The organism is Arthrobacter sp. Y3225116 (assembly GCF_059091245.1).
The window spans coordinates 1-4,709 of sequence record NZ_JBNHGL010000222.1 but is presented as its reverse complement, the minus strand read 5'-3'; the positions used below and the strand labels follow the sequence as shown (position 1 = coordinate 4,709).

Sequence of the window (4,709 nt, the reverse complement as noted above, 5' to 3'; positions counted from 1 at the left end):
GGCGTCGTCCAGCGTCGCCACCGACACGACCTGCAGGCCCTCCGGGACGTGGCCGGCGACCTGCGCGCAATTAGCCTCCGGCGCCAGGAAGACGGTGGCGCCGGCCTCCCGCGCGCCCAGCATTTTCTGCCGTATGCCGCCGATCGGCCCGACGGTACCCTCGGCGTCAATGGTGCCGGTCCCCGCGAAGTGCTTCCCGCCGGTCATCTCGTCCGGCGTCAGGGTGTCGATGATGCCCAGCGCGAACATCATGCCGGCGCTGGGGCCGCCCACGTTGTCCAGTTGGATCTTCACCTCGAACGGGAAGTCGAATTCGGTGCCCAGCAGGACGCCCAGCTGGTAGTCGCCGTCGTCGTTGGCCCGCGGTGCCACATCCACGGTTTCCTTCCGGCCGTCGCGCGCGATGCCCAGTTCGACCGGGGCGCCGGCACTGGCGTCGAGCTCCTCGCGCAGCACCTCGATGCCGGTGACCGGCCGGCCGTTGATGGTCCGGATCGCGTCCTGCAGTTCCAATACTCCTGCCGCCGCCGCGTCCGGGGTGAAGTCGGCCACCGAGAGGGTCTGCGAGTACTCCACGTCCAACTGGGTCAGCGCCGCCGCGATCGATGACTCCTGCGACGAGGCCATCAACGCCGCATTCTGCTGCTGGATGTCGTCCGGGGTGACGTCCGGCGGATAGACCAAGTCCGAGGGAGCCACGCTGCGCCGCGGGTCGAGCCAGGCGGCCAGGACCTGCAGCATATTGACGTTCGAGTTGGGGCCGCCACTCACGTACACCGTTGTCAGGTCCAGGGCGCCGGAAGTCTCGAAGGTGGGGCGGTCCGGAACCTCGATCAGCGGGGTGCCGGAGATCTCGCCGATGGTGTTGATGGCGGGACCGGGCGTCTCGATGACATAGCCCGCCGGCAGCGCCAGCCCTGCCGCACCGGCCACCACGGCAACGACGGCGGCTGCAGCCATGACCGGTTGCCTGCGGTTTCGGGTCGGCGGCGCAGCCGGCTGCGGACCGGGAGCGCTGCCGGCCCAGCCGTCCGTGCCGTGCTCCGTGCCGTTGTTGGTGGACTGTGTCACCTGGTGGTTCCCTCCCGCAGCTGTCCGGGCCGTGCACCTACACGCGCTGCCGCCCGGGGCGCTCGCGGCGCCTGCTCTAGCGTACGCCGTCGGCCCGGCATCGGTGGTGCTGCGCCTGCTCGGCCTTGAGCGAACTGCCCGTCCCCGGCGCGACAAGGAATCCCGGCTGCCGGTAACGTGGAACTCACGCAACACCCCGGGCACAGCCCCCGCCGCCTCCCCGGCAGCCGCTGCGGCCCGTGCCCGCTCCAACCCTCGAGGACCGGTGGTAGTGATGACCCCCAAGCAGCCCGACGACGACCCGCAGGATCCGCTGGCGGAGATGTTCGCCAAGCTCTTCGGCGGGCAGGCCGGGGCAATGGATCCCGCGGAAATAGCCAAAGCGGCAGGACTGCCCTCCGACCCCAGTGCCCTGGCGCAGATGTTCCAACAGGTCCAGGCGATGATGAGTGCCCCCGCCGAAGGGCCGGTCAACTGGAAACTGGCCCATGAAAGCGCCCGCAAGGTGGCCGCCTCGGACAGCGACCCGTCCGTCTCTGCCGCACAGGGCCGCGCCGTCGACGAAGCGCTCCGGCTGGCCGAGATGTGGCTCGATCCGGTGACGAGCATGCCCGGCACCGGGCTGATCGGCAGGGCCTGGTCCCGCGCCGAGTGGGTGGAGGCAACGCTGCCGACCTGGAAGCGGTTGACGGAGCCGGTCGCCAACAGCATCGCCTTCGCGCTGACCAGCGCGCTGACCGAGCAGGTGCCGGAGGAGATGAAGCAGATGCTCGGCGGGGCACACTCCATGCTGCAGAACCTCGGCGGCGCGATGTTCGGCATGCAACTGGGCCAGGCCGTGGGTGCCTTGGCCAAGGACGTGGTCAGTTCCAGCGACATCGGTGTCCCGCTGGTGGAAGGCAAGATGGCCCTGCTGCCGGCCAACGTCAAGTCGTTCGGCGAGGGCCTGGACATCCCGGGGCAGGACGTACTGCTCTTCCTGGCGATCCGGGAAGCTGCGCACACCCGCCTGTTCACCCATGTTCCGTGGCTCTCCGGCTATTTGCTGGGCGCTATCGAAAGCTATGCCCGGGGCATCCATATCGACATGGGGCGGATCGAGGAAGTGGCCCGCGACCTCGACCCCACAAACCCCGAATCCATGCAGCAGGCGCTCTCGCAGGGCGTGTTCATGCCGAAGCGCACGCCGGAACAGGAAGCCGCCCTGGCCAAGCTCGAAACGGCGCTCGCGCTGGTCGAGGGCTGGGTGGACGAGCTCACCGCCGGCGCAGCGGCCAACCTTCCCTCGGCACCGGCGCTGCGCGAAACGGTCCGACGCCGGCGCGCCACCGGCGGGCCGTCGGAACACGCCTTCGCGGCCCTGGTCGGACTTGAGCTGCGCCCCCGCAGGCTGCGGGATGCCGCCGCCCTGTGGTCCGCCCTGAAGGAGGAACGCGGAGTCGAAGGACGGGACGCGATCTGGAACCACCCCGACCTGCTGCCGACCGCGGAGGATCTGGACGATCCGGCCGGCTTCAGCGCCCGGCGGAAACTGCTGGACGCCTCCGAGGCGGAAGTCGACGAGGCGCTGCAGAAACTCTTGAGCGGTGGCTTCGAAGAGCAGCCCGGCGACGGCGATGCCCGGAAGCCGGACGGCACCGCCGACAGTGGAGACTCCGGCAGCTCCGGCGGAGGTCCGGACGGCTCCGCCGGCGGTGAGGATACCGGCACCGCCGACGGAGGCCCGGGCGGTACCGGAAACGGAGACCGCGGCTAGCTGTCGCTCTCGCCGGCGCCGTCCACGTCGTCCTCGTCCTGCAGGCCGCGGCCCATGGCAAAGGCGGCGCCGGCGAGGAAGGCCTTGGCCCGTTCCAGCTCCGGATAGGCCTGCAGCAACCGCCAGAAGCGTGGGCCGTGGCCGGGCTCGAGCAGGTGTGCCAGCTCGTGCAGGATCACATAGTCGACGACCCAGGCGGGCATGTCCCTGATCTTGTCGGAGATGCGGATGGTGCCCCGGGCCGGCGTTGCCGACCCCCAGCGGTCGTTCTGGTTGGGAACCCATCGGATGCTGGTCGGGATGGCGTTGCCGGCCAGATATCGGCGCGACAGCTCCGCCGCGTGGCGGGCCAGGTCCGTGTCGCTCGCGGCGGTCCGTCCCTCCGGCCGGGAGCCGCGCGTCTCGAGTTTGGCGAGCATCCGCTGCACCCACTCCCGTTCCTGCGCCTGAGAAAAGTGGCCGGGAATGGAGATCACGGCGGCCCCGTCCCGCCAGGCGGCGGAGACGGTCCGGCGCCGGCGCGCCGACCGTTTGACCACCACTGGGGCCCCGGTGGATGTGGTCAGCGCCACCCGCTCCCCCGCGTCGGCCACCAGCGGCACCGGCCGCGAAGGCGTTGCGCTGGCACGGGATTCCTGCGTCTGATCTGCTCGGGACATGCGACGAGGTTACCGGGTCGATCCGACCGTCCGCATCCGCGAAGGCCCGGTGCCCGGTTTTCTGTGGATAACCCTCCGGCGCCTGCCGCCGCCGTGCCAGCATGGAGGACCGGGACGCGCCCGGACCACGGGCAGGCGGCGAGGAGGATTGCGGTGGCACAGTTGAGGATCAATCCCGGCCTGCGCATGCTCGAGGGGGCCGCGGGCAGCGTCCAGTTCGGCCTGGGTGCCGGCGGACTGGTGATCGAGGGGACCGTGGAAGCGGACCGACACTTCCTGCGCCGGCTGTGCCGGGGGATCGAATCGGCTGACCTGGACGACGTGCGGGCAGGCTGTGGCCTGGACAAGGAGCGGGCCGCGTCGCTGCTGGCGGCGCTGGCACCGGTCCTGCTGCCGGGCTCCGGCGGGGAACGCCTGTCGGGTTTGCGCGCCGACCGGCTCGCACCGGATGCTCGCCGTTGGTCGGCGGTGTACTCGGCCGACGGTGAAGGACCGCTCGCCGCCCGGGGCCGCTGCATCGTTCAGCTGATCGGGCTGGGACGCACCGGTGCAGCGTTGGGCACCGCCTTGGCTGCGGCCGGCGTCGGCACGCTTCTGCTCGAGGATTCGGCCGTCGCCAACCCCTCAGATGTCGGGTCCGGCGCCATCCGGCTCGCCGACATCGGCCTGGGCCGCGGGCAGGCCGTGCGGCGGGCTGTACACCAGGTCGATCCCACGGTCGCCTGCCACCTCTTGCCCGGCTCGACCGCGGAGCAGGGTGCCGCCGGCATCTTTCCGCGCGCGCTCAGCCTGGCCGTCTACGTCGACCGCGACGTGGCCGATCCCCGGGTCGCCGCGGCGCTCATGAGCCGGGGACACCCGCACCTGAGCGTCCTGGTGCGCGAGCAGGACACCCTGATCGGGCCGTTGGTGGTTCCCGGCCAGACGAGCTGCCTGGGCTGCGTGGAACTGCACCGCGCCGAGGCCGATCCGGGGTGGCCGGACGTCGTTGCCCGGTTGACCAGCCGGCCGGCCGAGCCGCAGGCAGACCGGGGCGCGGCCGACGAAGTGTCGCAGTCGGTGGCCGCGGCCGGTTTGGCGGCGATGCAGGCCCTGCTGTTCCTGGATGGACGGAACCAGCCCGGCAGCTTCTCCGCCGTGCTCAAACTCGACAGCGGCGACGGCACCGTGACGCGGCACGCCTACCCGCCGCACCCGGCCTGCGGCTGCGTGCTGGCCCCGGC

The 4,709-nt window shown here is 71.3% G+C and carries 4 protein-coding genes; 2 read left to right on the top strand and 2 right to left on the bottom strand.

Going from position 1 to position 4,709, the window contains the following annotated elements; all coding sequences use genetic code 11:
• Window positions 1–1,071, bottom strand: a 1,071-nt coding sequence (locus tag AC5RV2_RS14800) for a YlbL family protein (protein WP_494092961.1), incomplete at its 3' end; no start/stop codon positions are given.
• 274 nt (window positions 1,072–1,345) lie between these two features.
• Here AC5RV2_RS14800 and AC5RV2_RS14795 point away from each other — a divergent pair.
• A complete protein-coding gene (locus AC5RV2_RS14795) occupies window positions 1,346–2,827 on the top strand; it encodes a zinc-dependent metalloprotease (RefSeq protein ID WP_494092962.1) in 1,482 nt (493 codons plus the stop codon).
• On the opposite strand, the gene AC5RV2_RS14790 is transcribed toward AC5RV2_RS14795, so the two are convergent.
• The gene (locus tag AC5RV2_RS14790; protein WP_494092960.1) at window positions 2,824–3,486 is read right to left on the bottom strand and encodes a M48 family metallopeptidase; all 663 of its coding nucleotides are present in this window, start codon (window positions 3,484–3,486) and stop codon (window positions 2,824–2,826) included. The genes AC5RV2_RS14795 and AC5RV2_RS14790 overlap by 4 nt on opposite strands.
• 153 nt (window positions 3,487–3,639) lie before the next feature.
• Here AC5RV2_RS14790 and AC5RV2_RS14785 point away from each other — a divergent pair.
• Window positions 3,640–4,709 (top strand): TOMM precursor leader peptide-binding protein (locus AC5RV2_RS14785; RefSeq protein ID WP_494092959.1); only part of this gene is annotated, 1,070 nt, incomplete at its 3' end.